This window comes from uncultured Thiocystis sp. (genome assembly GCF_903866365.1).
In the GTDB taxonomy this organism is placed as follows: Bacteria; Pseudomonadota; Gammaproteobacteria; order Chromatiales; family Chromatiaceae; genus Chromatium.
The window spans coordinates 1-21,008 of the sequence record NZ_CAIPNF010000373.1 but is presented as its reverse complement, the minus strand read 5'-3'; the positions used below and the strand labels follow the sequence as shown (position 1 = coordinate 21,008).

The window sequence follows — 21,008 nt, the reverse complement described above, 5'->3', positions numbered from 1 at the left end:
GTCGCGCAGGGCATTGTCGATGTGTTCGCGGCGCAAGCCGTGACGGAATTGGCTCAGAAGAGGTGATTCGCATTGTTTGGCGTCAGTAGACATCAGGGGTGTCCAATACAAAAGCATGAGTCATGCGGCGGCGGTCGGGTTAGAAATGATATTTAGACTGAATGTTTCATAAATCAGCTGGCAGGTCCAGAAACCGACGATTGTGGTCGGGTTTCAGGGCACTTCAGTCGGTAGGAAGGTGGGCGACGCATGCGGATGCGGTCCATGAGGGTTGGCGCAGGGCTGCCTGGGCGTACCGGATGATGCCGTGACCGTCTGCCCGAACGGGCAGGATGGTTAAGGCGGCGGATTCGGCGCAGGGGACAGGTGGTCAGCGGATCCGGCGAATGGGTCAGGAACAGGATCTCGGTGACACGGTGCAGCAGCGCTTTCACCAGGCGCGAAAAGGTCGGGGCACTGGCCAAGTCCGTTACCTGCTCCAAGGGACGACGGTCCAATCCGAGCTTGGATAGCGGGTCGGTGCGCCGCTCGTTGCCATCTTCATCGCCGCCGCCGATCGGAAAGGTCCTCTGGGCGATCAGGTCGCGCAGGGATGCGTGATGTAGGACGGATGGCGCTGGTCATCGATCGCCTGGGGCGAGCCGCTTGATCAGACCGCTCTGCTGGTCGACGCCGCGCAGAACCAAGGGGCCGAAGTCAGAAGACATCGCCCCGCCGTCAAAGTCGGCGCGCACGATCAGGCCATCGACGGGCGGAAATCGCAAAGACCCTGGGGTAGACATGGGACATGTGCGACTTCGTTTGGCTTCTCCGAAGCGTTCTTGGCGGAACATCAATTTATCAATTTGTTAAACGAGCGTCGCCCGTTTTTCTGAATAATTCGGGCTAAGTGGAGACCCCGGAAACGGCTATGCAACCGTAAGTGGCTGTATTCCACCCTCGGGTACACCTCGCCCGTCCAGTTTCTGACAGACTGGATTAACGCTTAGCCGGGGGGAAAACAGGTAGCATGAGCACACCACCTTGGAAGACGAAAAACCGAGGTAACCTCAGTTTGCGGGCCGCTCTAACATCAGTGTTATGATCGCACGCTGGAAACCCTCTGTTTCCATGGCGCACCACTGCTTTGCGCGTTCTCATGGAGGGTCGGCGTTACCTTGAACGACAGGGGTTTCGGGACGCATCTCAAAAGCGACCGACACCGACCAGAAAACACGGATTCAATGTGGAATATGAGCCGGGGAAAGGTATTTTCATTCAGCGTTTTCGACGCAGTTCTGACAAGACGGACGGCAACGTCAGCCGGTTTGTTCTGCGCTCTGCAGCACCAGCTTCGCAGTCGACATGACCTGGCTGTGCCGCTGCAATTCATCGAGGAATTCTTCGAGGTTCGTGTCTCCGCAGATGCTTGCGCACGCGAGGCGTCCGATGAGGAAGCGATCCTGCTCGATGAGATCTACGCTCAGATAGGTCTTCGCTTTCCCGAGATCCCCGCGGCCGTGATCGAGAGCATCAAGCAGGCCGAGTTGGAAGTCGAGAACGAGTTGCTATTCGGCGTCCCGGAAACGATTCGGAGAATCCACCGGCTGCTCGACGAAGGCGAGCGCGTGGTTCTTGTTTGCGATACCTATCTCCCGGAAAAAACGCTTCGGCGCCTCTTGACTGAGGTCGATTCGCGCCTTCGCGAATGCCCCCTGTATGTGTCCTCCACTATCAGGAAGTCCATGGCGTCGGGTGGCTTGTTTCTTCATCTGCTGCGCTCGGAGGGAATCAAGCCCAAGCAGTTGGCTCACTGTGGCTCGAACATCCATACCGACATCAAGACGGCACGATCCCTGGGCATTCGCGGCTCACTCTATCAAGCCACCTGGCTATCCGAGATCGAGGTGCGGTATTTCGAGGAAGACAACCTCTTCGCCCAACTGCTGGCGGGCGTCAGCAGGTCATTTCGGCTCATGCATCCCGACGCCTCGAATCCCGCGCTTATCGGGGCCTGTCTGGCCGGCCCCATGTTTTACGGCTTTATTTTGGATGTTCTGCGCCAGGCCAGGGAGCGGGGGATTTCCAAGCTCTATTTCATCGCTCGGGACGGCATGGTATTCCTGCGCATCGCGCGGGCAATCGCCCAAGTGAATCCGATGGGTCTGGATCTACGCTACCTTTACGGATCGCGTCGCGCCTTTCGGCTGCCATCGGTATTCGAGATCACGCCCCGCGAGAAGCGCTGGCTGGCCGAGCGTATTCCAGCCCTATCGCTCTCCATGCTGGCGGAGCGGCTGGACATGACGGGTGACGCGCTACGCGCCTTCTTGCCGGAGCCGATGCAGGCGCGGTTCAATGATCTGGATACGTCGATGTCGGAAGACCTCGCGATGGAGGTTGTGGAGCTGCTCGACGAGATCCCGCCGCTCCGCGATCGCATTCTGCAAAACGCCGCACGGGACCGCGACGAAATCATCGCCTACCTGCGTCAGGAGGGCTTCTTCGATGATCCCCGTGTGGCGACGGTGGATATCGGTTGGATGGGCGGCAGTCAGGATTCACTCTATAAGATTGCGGCTTCCCACAAACGAGACATTGAGATTCATGGATTCTACTTTGGCCTGTTTCACTATTCCAAATACACGACCAGGCGCAATAGCAAGACGGCTTACGCCATTCTGCCGAATCATACGACCAACAACATCGTGGCGCTGCATACCGAGTTGCTCGCGCAAGCGGATCATGGGCAGACGATCGGGTACCAACGGCTTGCCAATGGAACCACGGTGCCCCGATTACGTGATGACGGTGACCATCTGCACGACTGGGGCGTCAGCGACTTTCTCGCAGGGGCCGAATGGTTTTCCAGCGAATACGCGCGAACCGCCGAGCACTATCCGCTGGCCCCACAGCATTTCCTGGCCGTGGTCCCCACGTTGTTCAGCCTCATGATGAAGCCGACGCCCTTGATCGCCGAGACGCTGGGTGCCGTACCCTACTCGGGCGATCACTGCGACCTCAAACTGCGCGAGAGCGCGCCGGCTTTCAGCGTACGGCAGGCGCTGTCTTATGCTTTTTCGCAACGCTACGAAAACCGGCGTCTGATGACGGAGTGGTACGAGGCGACACTCGTGCGCAGCTCGCCGCTCGCGCGAGCGATTCTGAAACTGCATCCCTTCGTTCAAGGCTCGAAGTACGTCATCAAGCACTCGCTGCTTCTCATCATCAATAAAATCAAGAATATCCATGCGTCCGGGCGTCGTTGGACCAGGCAGCGGAGCGCCGGATCAGCAAAGCGCGTAAGCCCTGTGAAACGAGAAATGCCCGAGATCCGTTAGCGCTTGATCAAGACCTTGTCCCCCATTCGCTCTCCCGGTTTCACCGGAGATTCCACCCGCTGTGGAGTAGATTATTCATGGGTTCTCCAACCGTAAGCGTAGCCTTGCCTGTCTATAACGTGGCCCCTTATCTCGGAGCCTGTCTGGACTCCATCCTCGCGCAGGACTTCTCCGATCTGGAGATCATTTGCGTCAACGACGGATCGACGGATGAATCTCCCAGGATTCTAGCGGAATACGCAAGCAGGGATCCCCGAATCCGCATCGTCGATCAATCGAACAAAGGTTTAGCGTCGACACGGAACACGGCGATGGAGCATGTGCGCGGGCGCTATCTCATGCATGTGGATTCGGACGATCTTTTGACTCCCGGCGCCATCTCGAGTCTCGTTCAGGAGTGCGAGCGAACAAAAGCGGATTTCATCGTTTTCTATCACAGCATGATCGAGGATGAGCGGGAGTTCGATTCTTGGTATTACGATTTCGACCAGTGGAGCCTGGAACCGAAGACCACGCTCGATCAGAAGCTTGAGATCCTGCATTACCATTACACCTGGTCCAAGTTCTTTAACATGGACTTCCTTCGCGCGCATGATTTCCGATTTCCGGACGGATTGCAGTTCGACGACAACATCTATCATTGGCAGGTGCTGCTCGCGGCCAGCAAGGTGGTGATTCTGCCGCAGAAGTTATACCGCTACCGCGTCCGGACCGGCTCGATCATGTCGCATCGAGGAAAGCATCACCTGGACATCTTCTACATCTTCAGGGAGGGCAAGAAGCTCTTCAGGGAAAGGGGGGTGTTCGAGGAGGTCTTTCAGGACTTCATGCAATACAAGATGAATTTGCAGTATTTCTGGACGCGGGACATCGAGCCGCGCTTCCGCTGGCCGGCCTACAGGGGCATTCTCGATGGTTGGAGCGGCGACGAGGAGCGCTTCGTCAGGGAGAGTCCGCATCTCCTGGCACCCGAAGCGCTGGCGTTTTATCACCGGCTTCTCGCCTCCCGGCTGTATCGCGTCGGCGGACGCGATCCAACCGTGTCGATGCTGGTGGCGCGTCGCTATCTGTCTTCCGCGCGACGGCGCTGGGAGCAGGCGGTGCACTCGCTCAGTGCGCAGATTTCCGGCATGGCCTGGGTGCTGCCGATCAGGAATGGTGCGCGGGGGGCGCCGGTCGTCATGGATCCGCGTTGCGCGGATCTCATGGGCAATTTCCAGAGCGTACCGACCTATTGGGTCGAGTTCTGGCGGTCCTATCTACGCGAGCAGCACGAGGCGATGCCTGGCAAACTGACGGCCTTGAAGCGGGATCTGTCGGAGAACGATCAAGATCTCGTGGACTTCTTTTATCGCGCTTACGACAAGTACTTACCGGAGTGCCGGGACTACGGCAAGGTGCTGGTCCATAAGGATCTGTTGTGGCAACCCAAGGAGCGGTTCCAGCAGGGCACGAGGGCCGCGCCCAAGGTGGCGAGCCGTTATCAGCCATTCCTGGATGAGTATCCCTGGCTGTCGGCGGATGTCTTCGTCAATCTCTATGGACTGAGCGTCTTTCCGCGGGATGTGCAGGCGCGTATCCGCGCCGACGGTGATGTGATCGACGGTGGCGCCTTCATCGGAGATTCGGCGGTACAATTCGCCGATGCCTGTCCGCGCGGCCGGGTGCTCGCCCTGGAGCCCGACCCGGTGAACTTCCAAAGAATGCGTGACAACGTCGACCGCTTCGGATTGAGCGAACGCATTCTCCTGGAGCCGGTGGGCTTGCACGATCACCAGGGCCGTTTCCAGATGCGCCACCATGGGGCAACCGATTTTCCGGACCAGGGAACCAGTCTGCTGAATGATTTCCGCCTGGACACCGACGCAGGCGGCGACCTCGTTTCCGGTGAGTTCACGACCATCGACAAACTGGTCGAGCGTCATGATCTGCGGCCGGTGCTTGTGAAGCTGGATATCGAAGGCATGGAGAAGGAGGCGCTCCTGGGCGCGCGCGAAACCATCATGCGCTATCGTCCGGCGTTGATCGTCAGCGTTTATCATCACCCGAAAGACTTCTTCGAGATTAAACCGTGGCTGGAGTCACTGAACGCCGGTTATTACTTCGCCTTTCGACGTCTCGACATGCAGTCGCCGGTGTCGGACATGGTAATGCTCTGTTATCCGCGCATCGCCGCTCTCGGCGTTGGCGATGTCGCATGATGCTTGATCCGTCTAGGCAACAACAATGAAAACACTCCATAAACGAGTATTGGTCACGGGCGGCGCGGGCTTTCTTGGCAGCCGACTGTGCGAGCGCCTCGTCAACGAGGATTGCGAGGTGCTCTGCGTCGACAATTTTTATACGGCGACCAAGGACAACATCAGCCATCTGCTTCCTCATCCGCATTTTGAGCTGCTGCGTCACGACATTACCTTTCCGCTCTATCTGGAGGTGGACGAGATCTATAACCTCGCCTGCCCCGCGTCGCCCGTGCATTATCAGTCCGATCCGGTGCAAACCACCAAGACCAGCGTCCACGGCGCCATCAACATGCTGGGGCTGGCCAAGCGGACCAAGGCCAAGATCTTTCAGGCGTCGACCAGCGAAGTCTATGGCGATCCGGAGTTCCACCCCCAACCGGAAGGCTATTGGGGCCGGGTCAACCCAATCGGCCCAAGGGCCTGCTATGACGAAGGCAAGCGCTGCGCGGAGACACTGTTCTTCGATTACTATCGCCAGCATGCCCTGCGCATCAAGGTCGCGCGGATCTTCAATACCTATGGCCCCGGCATGCATCCGAACGATGGCCGCGTCGTGTCTAATTTCATTATACAGGCGCTAAAGAACGATCCCATCACGCTCTATGGCGATGGCCTGCAGACCCGTTCCTTTTGCTATGTGGACGACATGATCGAGGGTTTCATGCGCCTCATGAATAGCCCCGACACGATCACGGGTCCGATCAATCTCGGCAATCCCGACGAGTTCAGCATGCTGGAGTTGGCGGAAACGGTGCGCCGTCTCACCGGATCTCGCTCGGAGCTTGTCTACCAGCCTTTGCCTCAGGACGATCCCAAGCAGCGTCAGCCGAACATTTCACTGGCGCGGGAATATTTTGATTGGAGTCCGACGGTGCCGCTGGAGCAGGGCTTGAGGCTGACGATCGATTATTTCGAGGGGCTTCTGAGCCGGGGACTGGCATGACTCGGGTGTTGGTGACGGGCGGCGCGGGATATATCGGGAGTCAGACCTGCAAGGCATTGGCTTTGGCCGGTCATCAGCCGATCGCCTTGGATAATCTGGTCCATGGCCACCCCTGGGCCGTGCGATGGGGTCCGCTGGAGGTCGGCGATATCGCCGACCGCGCCTTCCTGGACGCGGTCATCGAGCGACATCGGCCCGAGGCGGTCATTCATTTCGCCGCCTACGCCTATGTCGGCGAATCGATTCAGGAGCCGGGTCGCTATTACCGCAACAATGTGGCGGGAACCCTGAGCCTGCTTGAGGCGTTGCGCGATCATGGCGTCCGGCACATCATTTTCTCCAGCACCTGCGCCACTTACGGCATTCCCGATCGGACGCCAATCACGGAAGAGCATCCTCAACGCCCGATCAACCCCTATGGCGCCTCCAAGCTCATGGTCGAGCGCATGCTGGCCGATTTCGAGACGGCGCACGACCTTCGCTGGATCGCCCTGCGCTATTTCAATGCCGCCGGAGCGGATCCGGACGGCGAGATTGGCGAGGCCCACGACCCCGAGACCCATCTCATCCCGCTCGCCATGCAGGCCGCGCGCGGGACGGGGCCGATGCTTAAGGTCTTCGGCAATGATTACCCAACGCCGGATGGGAGTTGCATTCGCGATTACATCCATGTCAGCGACCTCGCCGACGCCCACCTGAAGAGTCTCGATTATCTGCGCCATGGCGGCGCGAGCGGCGCCTTCAATCTCGGAACGGGGCAGGGCGCCTCGGTGTTCGAGGTGCTTGAGCGCATTCGCCAGGTTACCGGGCGCCTGGTTCCGATCGAACTCGCCGAGCGGCGCCCGGGAGATCCGCCGACGCTTTTCGCGGACGCGGACAAGGCGCGGCGCATGCTGGGCTGGACGCCGCGCTACCCGGATCTGTCGGAAACGATCGAGCACGCCTGGCGCTGGCTGGAATCGAACAGATACACCGAGCAATAGATGATCTATTCATTCGATGTCTTCGACACCCTGATCACGCGCCGCGTCGGCACGCCGCGCGGGGTCTTCGTCTCCGTGCAGCGGCAATTGCAGGCCGACCCCCGAGGGCTGCCGGCGGCGCTCATCGAGAACTTCGCCGAGGAGCGGGTGTGGGCGGAGCACAACGCGCGCCTTGAGGCGCGCGCGCAGACCCCGTCCGAGGTGACTCATCTCCCGGAAGAGATCGATTTCGCGGATATCCATCGTTGGCTCGCCGCCCGCCACACCCTTGACGCGGCGGACATGAACCGTTTGATGGACATGGAACTGGAGGCGGAAGGGCGTTTTCTCTTTGGCGTTCCCGAGATGCTCGGGAGATTTCGCGATCTCGCGCGACAGGGCCATCGCCTCGTCCTGCTTTCGGACATGTATTTGCGAAGGCAGGATCTCCAGCGCCTGCTGGATCGGATCGATCCCTGCATTCTTGAGTGCGCCACGCTCTATCTGTCCTCCGAGATCAAGCTGAACAAGGCGTCCGGGCGCCTGTACGCCCATGTGGCTGCGCAAGAGGGGGTGGCTATCTCCGAGATTCAGCATATCGGCGACAATCGGCATAGCGATATCCAACGCGCGCTTGAGAGCGGATGCCAGGCGACACTCTTCGACGCCTGCCATCTCACCGAGGATGAGTGGTTCGAGGCCAACGAAGGAGATCTTGGCTGGCAGCTTTCCGCCGGACTGTTTCGCGAGTGCCGTTTGACGCTCGAGTCGAATCGCTCGCGCCTTGGCGCGCTCTACGCCGCGCCCTTGCTGCTTCCATTCGTCCTATGGGTCGCCGAGCAGGCGCGGGCGGCTGGCCGGCGCCAGGTGTATTTTCTCGCCCGGGATGGACAGGTTCTGCTGGATATCGCGAGCAAGCTGGGACTGGACGACCTGGATCTGCGTTATCTCCATGTTTCGCGATTGGCCTGCCATCGGTGCGTGACGCAGGATATCGACGCCTTCCTGGATTGGGTGTTCGTGTCCCATCGGGAGATGACGATCGAGGACATCGCTCATCGCATCACGGCGCAACCCGATCTGGTGATCGAGTATCTCCAGAAAATCCCTGGTTTCGATCTGCCGCAAGAGGCGCCTCTCAACGATCGAAGCAAGCGCCGCCTGCGGGCTTTGTTCAAGTCCGATTCGCGGCTCAATAAGCTGATTCTTGATTTGACCGCACAGGAGCGGGAGCGCGTTCTGAAATACCTCGGCAAGGCGGGGCTCGTCGATGGCGAGGGATCCTGCCTGGTCGATATCGGATGGAGCGGGACCATTCAGGATTCTCTTTACGAAATCCTTCGGAGCGACGTCGTGCGGACGCCTTTCGGTCTGATGGGCTTTTATTGGGGCTTGCAGGGTTCCGCTAATGGAACGCGCGAAGACAATCTGAAACACGCCTTCGCCTTTCAGCCCGGCACATTCTGGCGGGATCCCACGGCGCTACGTGAAATCGTCGAGTGCTTCACCGCCGCCGACCATGGCAGCACCCTGGGCTATCGAGAGCAGGCTGATGATTGCCTGCCGATTCTCAACGATGAAGGTCGTGAGGTCATGGACTGGGGGCTTGCCGAATTCCGCGTTGGAATCGATCGATTCGTCGATAAGGCGATCACATCGTTTTCGCGGGAGGACATCGTGGCGCTGATGCCATACTATTTCCGTCGCCTGGAGTTTCTGGTTCGCCGGCCAACCGAACTCCTGGCGCGGGAAATCGGGCATTTTCCATACTCCCCGGATCCAACAGGCAAACTGCTTCCCTTCGCGCCCGAAGTTAGCGGGGTCGAGGCTTTGCGCTATCACCTAAGCGCTGGCAGCAAGCGTGGAAAGATCACAAGGTGGCCTGAGGCTAGCATTATCAATAGCGGTCCTCTGGTCAAGGTTCTGATGTCATCGCATTTATTCAGGTTGTCCGCCATCCTGAACATGATTCATCCGCGCGGATTTGTCGATTTTTTACCCTACCCGATCATCTCCTGGGCAAAGAGGCGACTCCCGGTGCCAGTGATCAGAGCTGCGCGCGCCATACTCCGAGGCTGATTCGCGTACTATGCCGGATCCATTCTCGGACGTGGAGTACGGCGTCGTGCAGGCGGTCAATGAGCTATTGGATGCTGGCGGCTGGAGAGTCCTGGGCTTTGCGTTGGACAGGAGGAAGTTTTGTGATATGGCGTTGGCTCGGAGTTGAGTCGCCGAGCGCGCCATGCATTGGTTCCTCGCTCATGCGGTGGCGTATCCGACGGGGTGCGGTGGGCTCGGGTCTTGCCGAAACATGAAATCCAGCTCCCGAGAATATAGGCGGCTCGCCTAGGATGATTGCCAGGAAACCTTGTGCCAGTGATTCGCCCGTTCATGGACAGGGCTGACAGGATGTTCCAGGATTTACAGGATGAACGACCGTCGCCCATGAAGATTCTGTAAATCGCGCGAAATCCTGTTCATTCTGTCTATTTGAAAGCGCGGTCCTTGCCATGGACATTTCCGGAAATCGCCTAAGACCTTGAAGACCTCTTTCCCAGATCGCCGATCACTCTATCGCCACATCGAACGCGAGGTGCTCGACCTGGCGACGACGGCCCTTGCCGGACTCGGCTCCAAGCAAGGCCTAGCCTTTCGTCGTGGTGTCGGCGCCGCGCCGCTGTTCGTCGGTTATGCGCTCTTCATCGCCGAGCAGAGCCTCATCGACGAGGTCGATCGGCTCTACTTCTTCACCCGTGAGGGCGAGTTCTTTCAGCGGGTGTTCCAGGAGGTTCTGCCGAGCGCTCGCCTGGCCAATCAGAGTCTGCCCGGTTCCAGCCTGTTGGAGGTGAGCCGGCTGGCCACCTTCTCGCCCTCGCTGCGGGCCGCGAGTATCGAGGAAATGATGCGGCTCTGGAGTCTCTACGACAGCCAGTCGATCTTCGCGCTCGCTCGCTCATTGGGGCTCGATCCGACCGTCCTTGATTCAGTTTGCGCGCGACAGGCCATTCCTCTCGACGAACCCATCGTGCAACCCTGGCAGGACGCTCGGGTCAATCGCCTCTTCCAGGATCCGGATTTCATTCGCATCCTGTCGGACAAGATCGGGTCCGATCGCCAGGCCGCGCTGGCTTATTTCAGGGAGCAGGGCCTCACGGGGGGGTGTGGGCCGATCGGGGTCATCGATATCGGCTGGCGTGGCACCATCCAGGATAATCTCGCCATCATGCTGCCGCAGCAGCGCTTCATTGGCTACTACCTGGGTCTGCAACGCTTTCTCAATCCGCAGCCTCCCAACGGCGTCAAGCGCGCCTATGGCCCGAATGCGAATCGGGATCTGCTGTTCAGCCATCTGCTCGATGCCGTTTCCCCCATGGAAATGCTCTGCAATTCGCCGCTCGGAAGCGTCATGGGCTATCGGTTCGAGCATGGTCACCCGCGCGCCTGGCGTCTGACCTACCCCATCGAGAACAGCAGTCACGCGCAGGTGGTCGGACATTTTCAGAATGGCGCCCTTTTCGCCTGTCGACACTGGGCGCCCTATGTCGAGTCACATGCGATTCGCAGCGGGGAGTTGCGCGAGAAGGCCTGTCATCTTTGGCGCAACCTGATCGAGCGACCTGATCGACAGATCGCCGAGGCCTATGCCGCGCTCAATCACAATGATGTTTTCGGTGTTGGCGCCTTCGTGGACAAGCGGGTCGTTCCCTCGCAGCGAAGCATGGTGCGCGGATTTTTCTCGGCAAGCGACCGCCGGGCGGTGATTCTCTTCATCAAACAGACGCAATGGGCATCTGGCCTCTGGCATCGCTCCGATCTTAGCCATCAGCACCGGGCAATGCTGATCTCGGCCCTGTTGGCCGGTCGCGCTTACAAACGCGCGCGCATGTGGATGCATTACCATCGGGTGACCAAGCGACGCAGATGAGACAGCGGGTGCATAAATGTCTACAATGGTTGAAACAGCCCCAGCGCGGCATGCGATGCTTTTGGAATGGATCGGGCCCTGCGGACTCGAACATTGTCGGAGCTGGCGCGGATTAAGATATTTAAAGATATAAAATTTTAAAACCGCGTCTCCTCTGATGTCGATGAAATCCCAAACCAAACACAAAGATGCTCTCGCTGTTGATCGATGGCGATGCGACGGGTTGCTACTCCAGTCGCCAGATCGCGTTGGCCACGTTTGATTTGGTGGCCTTTCGCTTCATCGCCTGCCATCAACACCCCGATCACGACATCTTGGCGGCGTTTTTGGGCGGAATTCGAGGCGGTGTTCATCCAGGTGCTGGAGGTCGCCCGCGAGAACCAACTCAGTCGCTTCGGACGGGTCAGCCTGGACGGGACCAAGCTTCACGCCAACGCCAGCCGCCACAGATGCTGAATCGCGCATCCTGCACGTCGTGGGCGGGGGCTTCGAGCGGTACGATCACGCCCAGGCCGTCGTCGAGACCGAGTCGATGCTGGTCATGGTGGCGCAGGTGACCCAGGCCGCCAACGATCAGGAGCCGGTGGCGCCTATGCTTGAACGCTGGCAGGTGCTTCCCGAGGGGCTGAGCCAACCCGAAGAAGTCGCGGCTAACAACGGCGATTTCAGCGAGAACCATGTCAACCTCTGCGAGGGCGCAGGGATCGCGCCGCGGATCGCCATCAAGCGCGAGGAACATCACCCCCATTGGTCAGAGCGCTTCCGTGAGACGGGCGAGGTGCCGCCCGTGGGAGCCCGGTCAAACGCAGGGTGCATCGGCTCAAGACCGGTGCCGGGCGGGCGGCGTCTGCGCGGCGCAAGCAGACCGTCGAACCGGTCTTCGGGATCATCAAATCCGTGAAGGGCTTTCGTCAGTTCCTCACCCGCGGACTGAAGAACATCCAAGGTGAATGGACCCTGGTGTGCCTGGGGTGGAATCTTAAACGCATGGCCGTGCTGTGCCCGTCATAGGAACATACCTTGAAAAACAGCGCTTGTACCAAAATCATGCCATTGTTCGCCCTGGGGCGCTCAAAAGGCGATACGGCCCGTTAAGTCCGACAGGCTGCTAGACGCGGTTTAGAGAAAAGATTTGAACAGTTCTTACAAGCCAAATAGGTGACTAAATGAAACATCCCATTGCCGTTACGCTGATGTTCCTTTTTAGCGGTGCGGGGCATGCCGCGGTCGTTGCCCAATCTGATGATCATAACGCGATGCCCTTAATGGGCCTTGGAACTCAGGGTACAGAGGCTATTCTGAGCATCGGGCAACAGGACTCGGCGATCACACAAATGCAGAAGATGCTTGTGGCTCAAGGACCTGGTAGGCCAGGCGGATGGGATCCTGCGGGTGGTCCGCCCGGCCAACATCATGGACCAGGAAGACCGGATCCCGGATATGGACCAGGACCGGGTTATGGTCCGGGACCGGGTTATGGTCCGGGACCGGGTCCGGGACCGGGTTATGGTCCGGGACCGGGTTATGGTCCGGGACCGGGTTATGGTCCGGGACCTGGCTTCGAACCCGGACCGGAGTATGGCCCCGGACATCGGCCAGAACCCAATCCGCTTGGCGCGCTCCCCTTAATTCTGCCACTGATCTTTCCGCCGCACGGACCACCTGGGCGCTAAGGAAATTCAGCTTATGGACGCGGTTCAGGTGGCGGATTATTCGGGATGCAGGCGAGGCGTTGATCGCTGTAGGCACAGGCACCAGGAATGTCTCCGCGCGGCGTCATGACCAGGCACTCCGTGCCGGAAACCTTGTCCGCGCATGCGTCAAAAGCCTCTTGCGGCGGCACTGGCGCGCGCCGCATCGAGAGTCCCTGCGCGGAAGCTGCCGACCCTGACACGACGGCCCCTGAGACCGCACTGGCGCCGCGGCTTTCGGGACTGCCTGGTGGCGGTCCGATATCATGACCATCGGAGCGCCCCTGTTGCCGGTCTGGTGGATGTCTGTCCGGGACACAGACCCACTGCCCTGCCCTTTCCTGGCAATTGCCGACGATTTCAGTCTGTCCGTCAACGAATGAACAGACCTCGCGGAACATCCGCGCGGCGCAGGCTTCGATGGCCGCTGGCGGCGGTCCGCCCTGGCGCATCCGCGAACCTTCGGCGCATCCAATCTCCGATATGCCGGCGATCATGACGATCACGAGCAGTGCATAGCGTTTCATATCAAATAAACGATCGATAAGGATTGAGCGGCCCATCGGCATATTCGTCTTTTTTGAACGGAATAAACTGCTCTGCGTGAAACTGATGACAGACTTCATCCGCGAAAAAAGCACCTTTCGCCGTCAAGCCGGCGAATTCACCCTTATCGGCCACCAGTCCATACGACTCCAGTCGATTCCACAATTGCGGGAAAGCATCAGAGAAGTCCACCCCGGCTAGATGCTTGTACTGTCGCTTGTCTACATCCCGATTCTTCAGTGGCAGCACAAGCGCCCAGCGCCTCTGTTCCTCGTCATTGCGCTTGAGCCCACGGTTGACGGGCAACCGGCCCTCCTCGATTCGACGATAGTAATCTTCGAAGGATTGCGTATTCAACAGGAAACGGTCGCGCAGACTGCTGAAGGCGGTCAGCCCGAATCCGAGCTGATCATACTGCATGCAGCACTGGTTGTGTGCATAGTGCGAGTACTTGTCCGGATCTTTCGAGAAGACACGCCTCAGGTTCTCAAGATAGCCGTGCGATCCGAGTATCTCGATTGCCGTCTGCTTCATGCGGATCGCCGTCTCTACCGATGGCATCTCCTGTGGGCGCAGTGACGCGATTTTCTGAATCGGACCCTGAGCATCGCCGTAGGCCTCGATCTTCAGGCGATAGAGCTGAATCTCATCGACACCCAGTCGGCAGGCCCGTTCGACCAGATCCTCCCAAGCCTGCAGGGTCTGCCCGGGATACCCAAAGATGAACTCGATATTCAGCTGGAAACCGTGTTCCTGACAGACCTCGATCGCCTTGAGCGCAGTTTGCGTATCATGCGGGCGATGCATCTTGCGCAGAATCTCATCGTCCAGTGACTGGACACCGATCGTCAATCGCTCGACACCATGATCCCGCATGATCGCGAGCCGCTCTTGGCCATGCTGATCGGTCAGGGTGCCTGGATCTACGTCAAAGTTGAATTGAGTCATGCGCGAACAGTCGACCCGACGCTTGAATGATTCCAGCATCCGCTGCAACTGGACAGGCGCAAGCAGTGTCGGCGTTCCACCACCGACGAGGATCGAGCGTGCCTGAAACTTTTCGACGCCCAGCCGATTCCGGAACAGATCCATTTCCCGTTCAAGTGCGTCCAGATATTGTTCCGTTTCCCCACAAACGGTGTCACCGAATTTCCCGAATTTCACAGGATAATGACAGAAGAGACACCGCTGCTCGCAAAAGGGTAAATGCAGATAGATGTCGAACAAACCATCTGCGGGGATCACATAATCGCCGAGCAACGCCTCCTCCTCCGCTTCGGGATACATAGTAATCGGCGGATAATGGACAGAGGGGAAGAAATCACCGGTTTTTTCGATGAGGCCGAGTTCTCGCAGCACTTCAAAGTCCTTGACCCGGCTATCCATGGTGTCCTGCAAGGATGTTTTCTGCATGCTTTTATCGCTAACAGTCTGTTGGGTCATCACTCACACCTCGCTGATAACTTATCACTCTGGACGCGACTCAACGGGAGATGGATCCATAAGACGCAGGCCAGCACGTTCGACGATCTCGCAAAGATGATGATCATTGGGCCGAAAACGTTTCTGATCATAGATCGGGAAAAGATGCTGCAGTTCCTGAGGAGTCCCATCGTGAATGGTCACGGTGTTTGCGCCAGCCATCAGCCCGAGATATTGGCCGTCAGCCTTCAGTTTTTCCAGAGAACTGGTTGTGGGTATCAGTGCAGCCGGATTCTTTATTCGTAGCAGAGCCATAAAGTTCAGCGTGGTTTCAACATCCCCGGTCGGCATCAGCTCATAAGCGGTGTTAAGCCCAGGGATGAATACCGATGCGCTGACCATGTCCAGATATAGACCCGATAGAAAATTCAGATCATCGACCAGATCTTCTTCAGTCTGACCTGGAAGTCCAACGATGATCCCGCTCCCAACCTTGAATTCCAGTTCCGCCAGCTGTTCAAGGCATCGGTGACGATCCATCCAGGTATCATTGGGCTTCACCGACTCATAAAGGGATGGCCGTGACGCCTCGATCTTCAGTAAATAACGATCGACGCCGGCCTTCTTCAAGTCGCGATACTGATCGAAACTCAGGTTGCCAATACAGCCGATCAATTGTAAATCCGGCATTCTGTCCTTGATGAGCGAACAGGCTCGAATCACCCCATCGACGAACCGCGCATCCCGATTCTCGCCCGCCTGCAACAGCAGGACACGACGATTGCGCTCTCGGTATAGAAAGGATGCAATCTCCACCAGATCCGCTGTTGGAATAACGTATTTCTTGGTTTCATCACAACCGATATTGCAGTAGTTACATCGTTGCTTACAAATATTTGAAATTTCAATGACGCTGCGTATTTCTGCGCGGTCATCAGGAAAACTCGTCAGGCGCGCCTGTCGCGCGGACGCGAACAAATGCTGCTGCGATATGCCACGCACACGCAATGCCCGCTTAACCGTCTCACTATCGTAGTCGCCGCTCTCTATATCCGAGATGATCGCATGAATAGTATCGACTTCAATGCTGTCGATCGTTGCCATCGTGAATACCTCACAGGACTACAAAAGCATGTTGCCTGAAATAAAACCTACACCAGCGACCCCGATCAAGCTTCCGAATAGACGGCGTGCATTGGGAACCTCTCGGAAAAAGGTCGCCATAATAAAGAGTACGAACAGCGGTTCCGTAGACAATAATGTGTTCGCGATCGCCAGATCGGTATGCTTGACTGCGAATAAGGATAGGAAGAAACCACCAAAGGTTACGAACACCGCGATAGCACAGAATTTCAAAGCTAACCCGCAATCGCTTAAAAGCGGTGTCAACCAATTACCCTTGCCAAGATAAAACACCGGCGCCAGCAGAAACAGCGATATGACACCTCCCGCAATTCGAATGAGCGTTGCGGTCAGTGTATCCAAACCGCCGAGCGCATCCTTTGCGATCGTAATCGACACAGCCATCGCGAGGACCGATATCAGTCCGAAGATGATGCCTCTTGGACTGGCTGCCGGCGCATGTCCTTCAGCAGGTCCGGTGAGTACGACAGTGACGCCCAGCATCACCAGAAAGATACCGACCCATTCTGTCCAGGCCAGGACCTCCCCAAGAAAAAAAACCGCCATCGCGATGGTCGCGACCTGGCCAAGCAGCATCAATTGAACCACTGAATGGGATGAGAGTTCTCTTAATGCCTTGAAGAAGAGCGTATCGGCGACACCGATCCCAAGCACACCGCTGAAGAAGAGTATCCAGAATGTTTGCCAGGACATCGCTTGAGGACCGACGATCAAAAGCGCAGAACCGAGGATTGCTAAACCGAGAACACCTTTCGCAAAAGCCAGACCCATGGCCGGAAGTTGCTCTGCGAATGGCTTGAGAAGAATTGCGCCAATAGCCCAAGTGGCCGCCGAACCCAGCGCAGCCAGCATGCCGACCAATTCAAATGCCACGTAGATCGCCCCTTCTCAGGTGCTCGTCAAACCCAATCGGGCATTGTGGAAACACCCTCTCTACGTAGAAACCATCAGGATTCATAGATGTGCTGGAAAACCCGTCAGCGGAGAATCTGTTCACGCAGTTCCAGCACGATGTCCTCGGCGGAACGCGCTGTCGGCTGACCCATTTCATCCGGTTCCAAAATGACGCTGTCACCTTGCGCGCTCAGGATGTCGAGCATCGCCGCCGCATCATCTATTCGCCCTTCTTCCACATATTGACGGGCCAGGTACGTCTGCAGGGTCGGGATGGCATTGATGCCCTGTTCGGTCACGATCTCCGGATAGGGTGATGCATTGACGAGCGACTGATAATAGCCCTCAACCCCGCTCGTATTGCGGTTGATGGCTTCATCCAATGCCTGCTCGGCAACCGCCACACTGGTTGACCAGGCTTCCGGATAGTCTTTTAGCAATGTCTTGAGTGCCGACTCGCGATCCGCGACCTGATCCTGAGTCTGCGCGCCGCGGCGTGGTCGCGCGCGCTGATAAAGCTCGGATAGTTCACGATAGGCTGCGGAGCCATAGCTGTCGAAATCGCGCTGATACATCTGGGACGCTCGATCCTTCAACTTCTTCCGCTTTTCTTCAAAGCGCGCACGGGTCGCATACTGTTCGCCAATGTGCGCCAGCATGCGCGGATCTGCGCCTGGAGGCGGTCTGCCATCGGGCGCTCCTCCTGCCGGCCCAGATCCGCGCAAGCGCTCATCAAGTCTAGCGATCTTGCTCTCGAGATCGACGATCCGCTTGCTCTGCTCTTCCAGGCGATTCTCGGCGCCGACGGCTACAGAGGGTTCGGCTATCCCGGCAACCTGCCCAGCAAGCAGGGGGGATGCCCCGTTGATCGGCGCTTGCTCCGCCGTCACAGCGGACGCCGCCTGCTCCGTTCCATTGATTGTTACGAAGTGCATCAGGATCGCCAGGCCGGATGCCACCAAGGCAGTGGTACTGAGGATCGTGCAGGTTTGAGGCAATTTCATGGAGTCATTCTCCGGTCAGCGGTCCAGGAAATCGAACCGCGTTCAATGCGTGAAGATCATTAGATACCGCTGAGGCGTGATCAGTTCCAGGCTTTCCAATTTGAACCCATAGGCCAACAATTGCGCTTCAATGAGCTCAGGTCGAATGTAGGGCCCATGGTAGGGTAGATTCTGTTCGTCCACAGGGCCGTTATCGACAACCACGAACTTTCCTCCTGGCTTTAATGCTTTCCGGATACTTTCGATCATCCCCTCTCTCTCCGCATGCGATGAAACAGCATAAATATTGTGGTAGAGAGAGCACATGAAGACGACATCGGCGGTCCCGGCATCCGGCAATTCAAAACCGCTGGTGGACGAAACCGACCCATGCACGTTCTTAAGTCCCCATTTAGTTGCAAGACCTTGCAGATACTCAATGTGCTGATCCATGGTATCCATCGCATAGACGGCACCATCCGGACCCACGATGTCGCTGAATTTGAATGTAAAATAGCCCGGACCGCTGCCCAGATCGACGATGGTGTCGCCTTTTCTCAGCGGCAGTACCTCCAGAATACGGGAGGATTTCTCCCAGGTCTCGCGCATCGGATTATTGAAGAGAATGAAATCCTCTAGTGTCGTCCGTCTGACGATTCCGATCTCGCGCGTTTTTTTATCTGTCGCCTCTTCCGCCGTGATGACCGGAGCTTCGAGCCTATATTTCCTGACCAGATAAAATTTCAGCTTGGCAAAATCATCCTCACTCAGATAGGCAAGATATTCCGCCGCAAGACGTTCCTCCGTCATTGCACGCTTGACTTCATCAGAACCCGCGAAGTATTTCGCCACCCACAGTAATGCCGAATATTCGCCGCCAAAATTTTCTGTAGGGATCAGATTCTCATAGATGTTGATCGCGGCACGCGCCGACTCCAGATCCGATTGACTCAGTGCATGCAGGAGCAGACTCGCCGCGGCAATACCAGAAGGCGTGATATCGAAGGAATCCAGACTTCCGATATGGACGAGCGAATCGGCATTTGAGACGCGTACCGATAATTGACTGGCAGGCGCCTGGAACACGGGCGGCTTCGGGATTTCGTTAGCCGCTTTGCGCAACACCAGGAGATAGCGATAGGGCGATAATGTTTCGCTGCGTACCAGTTCGAACCCATAAAAATAGAGTTGCGCGATCGCGAATTCCTGATTCAAAAAAACATTGTGCACCGATGCCCCTGATTGATCGATGTTATCGAGGATTACCAGATAACCATCCGCACGTAAAGACCGTTTAACTGAGGCAATAAAATCGTCTCGTTGCTTTGGCTGAGTCCAGGCATAAAGAACATGGTATAGAGATGAAATAAAGACGAGATCCGTTTCATCTTGAACACTGACATCCGTCGTTGTCGATAGCGTTGGAACGATCCGTTTAATGCCGTGTTTTTCAATGGTGGCACGGAGATGATCGACATAGGTTTGCACTGTATCGACGGCGTAAACGACGGCGTTCTCGCCCAAGGATTCGGCGAATTTCTGCGAGAAATAGCCGAAGCCCGCTCCGACATCGATGATTCGCTGCACTGGAGGATCGAGGCCCTTGACGATCTCGACGACGCGACTTGTCGCGTCCCAGGTCTCGCGAGACGGATTATTGAAGATCAGGTAATCCTCCAGAAACGTTCCAGGATGCAGAGGATTTTCGGGATCCTGCACCACATAATCGGAGACAGCGTATTTCCGTTGCAGATATTCTTTCAGGTTAATCGCGTCATTCGAAAGGAAATAATCGTAAAACGCCTGATCCAGCGGGTTATCCATCTGCACTGAATCGGATGGCTTGAGAGTATTCGCGGTCAACCAGGATTTTGCCAGCCAATGCAGGGCTGAATAACTCCCTCCAATGTTCTCTTTACCAATGGCGCCTTGGAGTCTTTCAACCACTTCGGCTATGATAAATCTATCTTTCTTATCCAATCCGTCGTAGAGCGTCTGGGCGATACTGCGGCCCGTGTCCGTGACGGTGTCCGGCAGAGCGAGGCGAACGATCGAGCGCTTTCCGGGAAGGGGAAGCTCCAATTGACGGAACTCGGCCTGAGGTTGATCCGCCACCGAAACTGGCTGATGGATCATGAGCGTGATTGACATAAGAGTAACAATAAGGCGAAACATAAGTATACTCGTTGAATAAAATAGTTGCGAAAAATTTGGTAGTGCCATTTTCTAACCCGAATTATTCATAAAAAAGGGCGACACTCGTTTAACCAATTGATAAAAATTGGTGTTCCGCCAAGAACGCTTCGGAGAAGCCAAACGCGGTCGCCCATGTCCCAGTCTACCCCAGAGAAGCGGCGATTTCCTCCCGTCGACGCCCTGACCGTGCGTACCGACTTCGACGGCGGGACGATGTCTTCTGACTTCGGTCCCTTGATTCTACGCGGCATTGATCAGCAGATCGGCCTGACCGAGCGGCTTGCCCAGGCGATCGCTAACCAACGCCATCCGTCCTACACCACGCATCCCCTTGCCCGGCCTGATCGCCCAACGGATCTTTCCGATCGGTGGCGGGTATGAAGATGGCAACAACGCCAATGCGCTGCGCACCGACCCGCTGTTCAAGCTCGGGTTGGACCGCCGTCCCTTGGAGCAGGCGATGGACTTGGCCAGTGCCCCACCTTCTTGCGCCTGGAGAATGCCGTCTCGACCAAGGACATCGACCGGATGGCACGTTCGGCTGCGGATAAGAAGAGCTAAAAGGGGACCGAAAGGGGACGGATTGAAACCTCGAGGTCAAGTCCTCCCTAGCGGGACGGGGTTTGCAACCCATAAGCGCAAACATAGCCGACAAGCCCTTGAGGCTTGTCGGCTATGTTGGCGCTCACGCAGCCGTCACGGGTCGTCGAAAGGTTCCGGACGGGATGAATACCCATAAG

The 21,008-nt window shown here is 57.3% G+C and carries 12 protein-coding genes and 3 pseudogenes; 8 read left to right on the top strand and 7 right to left on the bottom strand.

All coding sequences use genetic code 11. The features are described from left to right. Window positions 1–434 precede the first annotated feature (434 nt). A pseudogene (locus QZY07_RS21035) lies at window positions 435–782 on the bottom strand (transposase); the annotation flags it as partial. A 573-nt stretch (window positions 783–1,355) separates the two neighbouring features. Here QZY07_RS21035 and QZY07_RS21030 point away from each other — a divergent pair. The 7 genes and pseudogenes from QZY07_RS21030 to QZY07_RS21000 form a co-directional block, all read left to right on the top strand. Then, window positions 1,356–3,320 (top strand): hypothetical protein, encoded by a 1,965-nt coding sequence (locus tag QZY07_RS21030; RefSeq protein WP_295406960.1) that lies wholly within the window; start codon window positions 1,356–1,358, stop codon window positions 3,318–3,320. A gap of 77 nt (window positions 3,321–3,397) precedes the next feature. Further along, window positions 3,398–5,521, top strand: coding sequence for an FkbM family methyltransferase (locus tag QZY07_RS21025; protein WP_295406957.1), 2,124 nt, complete (start codon window positions 3,398–3,400; stop codon window positions 5,519–5,521). Window positions 5,522–5,546: 25 nt separating this feature from the next. Next, the gene (locus QZY07_RS21020; protein WP_295406954.1) at window positions 5,547–6,506 is read left to right on the top strand and encodes a UDP-glucuronic acid decarboxylase family protein; all 960 of its coding nucleotides are present in this window, start codon (window positions 5,547–5,549) and stop codon (window positions 6,504–6,506) included. Beyond that, window positions 6,503–7,489: a UDP-glucose 4-epimerase GalE gene (gene galE, locus QZY07_RS21015; protein WP_295406951.1), complete on the top strand. Its 987-nt coding sequence runs from the start codon at window positions 6,503–6,505 to the stop codon at window positions 7,487–7,489. Before QZY07_RS21020 ends, galE begins: the two co-directional genes overlap by 4 nt. Next, a complete protein-coding gene (locus QZY07_RS21010) occupies window positions 7,490–9,547 on the top strand; it encodes a hypothetical protein (protein WP_295406948.1) in 2,058 nt (685 codons plus the stop codon). A 460-nt stretch (window positions 9,548–10,007) separates the two neighbouring features. Then, the gene (locus tag QZY07_RS21005; protein ID WP_295406945.1) at window positions 10,008–11,393 is read left to right on the top strand and encodes a hypothetical protein; all 1,386 of its coding nucleotides are present in this window, start codon (window positions 10,008–10,010) and stop codon (window positions 11,391–11,393) included. 191 nt (window positions 11,394–11,584) lie between these two features. Beyond that, window positions 11,585–12,404, top strand: a pseudogene (locus tag QZY07_RS21000) (transposase); the annotation flags it as partial. Between the two features lie 673 nt (window positions 12,405–13,077). On the opposite strand, the gene QZY07_RS20995 reads toward QZY07_RS21000, so the two are convergent. The 6 genes from QZY07_RS20995 to QZY07_RS20970 all read right to left on the bottom strand — a co-directional run bounded on the left by QZY07_RS20995 (window position 13,078) and on the right by QZY07_RS20970 (window position 20,247). Beyond that, a complete protein-coding gene (locus QZY07_RS20995; protein ID WP_295406942.1) occupies window positions 13,078–13,611 on the bottom strand; it encodes a hypothetical protein in 534 nt (177 codons plus the stop codon). A gap of 1 nt (window position 13,612) precedes the next feature. After that, on the bottom strand, window positions 13,613–15,043 hold the full coding sequence (locus tag QZY07_RS20990) for a coproporphyrinogen-III oxidase family protein (RefSeq protein ID WP_295406939.1): 1,431 nt from the start codon (window positions 15,041–15,043) through the stop codon (window positions 13,613–13,615). A gap of 54 nt (window positions 15,044–15,097) precedes the next feature. Beyond that, window positions 15,098–16,156, bottom strand: coding sequence for a radical SAM protein (locus QZY07_RS20985; RefSeq protein WP_295406936.1), 1,059 nt, complete (start codon window positions 16,154–16,156; stop codon window positions 15,098–15,100). 18 nt (window positions 16,157–16,174) lie between these two features. Beyond that, window positions 16,175–17,068: a DMT family transporter gene (locus QZY07_RS20980; RefSeq protein ID WP_295406933.1), complete on the bottom strand. Its 894-nt coding sequence runs from the start codon at window positions 17,066–17,068 to the stop codon at window positions 16,175–16,177. A 104-nt stretch (window positions 17,069–17,172) separates the two neighbouring features. Beyond that, window positions 17,173–18,093, bottom strand: coding sequence for a hypothetical protein (locus QZY07_RS20975; protein WP_295406930.1), 921 nt, complete (start codon window positions 18,091–18,093; stop codon window positions 17,173–17,175). A gap of 42 nt (window positions 18,094–18,135) precedes the next feature. After that, the gene (locus tag QZY07_RS20970; protein ID WP_295406927.1) at window positions 18,136–20,247 is read right to left on the bottom strand and encodes a methyltransferase domain-containing protein; all 2,112 of its coding nucleotides are present in this window, start codon (window positions 20,245–20,247) and stop codon (window positions 18,136–18,138) included. 153 nt (window positions 20,248–20,400) lie between these two features. On the opposite strand from QZY07_RS20970, the pseudogene QZY07_RS20965 reads away from it, so the two are divergent. Continuing rightward, window positions 20,401–20,808: pseudogene (locus tag QZY07_RS20965) on the top strand (transposase); the annotation flags it as partial. Window positions 20,809–21,008: the final 200 nt, after the last annotated feature.

What these genes read in the sequence shown, in the direction of transcription:
- QZY07_RS20975 (WP_295406930.1), bottom strand. Translation starts at nt 18,093, where the DNA reads ATGAAATTGCCTCAAACCTGCACGATCCTCAGTACCACTGCCTTGGTG.
- QZY07_RS20990 (WP_295406939.1), bottom strand. Translation starts at nt 15,043, where the DNA reads ATGCAGAAAACATCCTTGCAGGACACCATGGATAGCCGGGTCAAGGAC.
- QZY07_RS21025 (WP_295406957.1), top strand. Translation starts at nt 3,398, where the DNA reads ATGGGTTCTCCAACCGTAAGCGTAGCCTTGCCTGTCTATAACGTGGCC.
- QZY07_RS20970 (WP_295406927.1), bottom strand. Translation starts at nt 20,247, where the DNA reads ATGTTTCGCCTTATTGTTACTCTTATGTCAATCACGCTCATGATCCAT.
- QZY07_RS21010 (WP_295406948.1), top strand. Translation starts at nt 7,490, where the DNA reads ATGATCTATTCATTCGATGTCTTCGACACCCTGATCACGCGCCGCGTC.
- QZY07_RS21020 (WP_295406954.1), top strand. Translation starts at nt 5,547, where the DNA reads ATGAAAACACTCCATAAACGAGTATTGGTCACGGGCGGCGCGGGCTTT.
- QZY07_RS20985 (WP_295406936.1), bottom strand. Translation starts at nt 16,156, where the DNA reads ATGGCAACGATCGACAGCATTGAAGTCGATACTATTCATGCGATCATC.
- QZY07_RS20995 (WP_295406942.1), bottom strand. Translation starts at nt 13,611, where the DNA reads ATGAAACGCTATGCACTGCTCGTGATCGTCATGATCGCCGGCATATCG.
- galE (WP_295406951.1), top strand. Translation starts at nt 6,503, where the DNA reads ATGACTCGGGTGTTGGTGACGGGCGGCGCGGGATATATCGGGAGTCAG.